The following is a 224-nucleotide window of genomic DNA, read 5'->3' as shown; positions in this document are numbered from 1 at the left end:
ATCCGACCGGTGGAATTTCGTATAGAGCTTATTCCCGGAGAAACCCCTGTTTCCAAGGCTGCATATCGTCTGGCACCATCTGAAATGCAAGAGTTGTCTAACCAACTCCAGGAGCTCCAAGATAAGGGTTTTATTCGACCTAGTCATTCACCTTGGGGAGCACCGGTGTTGTTTGTCAAAAAGAAGGATGGATCATTTCGTATGTGTATTGACTATCGTGAGTT

General features: G+C 45.5%; 1 protein-coding gene. It reads left to right on the top strand.

What is annotated here, in order from left to right; all coding sequences use genetic code 11:
* Nucleotides 1-224, top strand: a 224-nt coding sequence (locus tag NJ376_RS28610) for a hypothetical protein (RefSeq protein WP_252956734.1), incomplete at both ends; no start/stop codon positions are given.

Origin of the sequence: Siccirubricoccus soli (genome assembly GCF_024178315.1) — a bacterium.
Classification (GTDB): domain Bacteria; phylum Pseudomonadota; class Alphaproteobacteria; order Acetobacterales; family Acetobacteraceae; genus Siccirubricoccus; species Siccirubricoccus soli.
The sequence above is the reverse complement of the archived record's forward strand: the minus strand, read 5'-3'. Positions and strand labels throughout refer to the sequence as shown.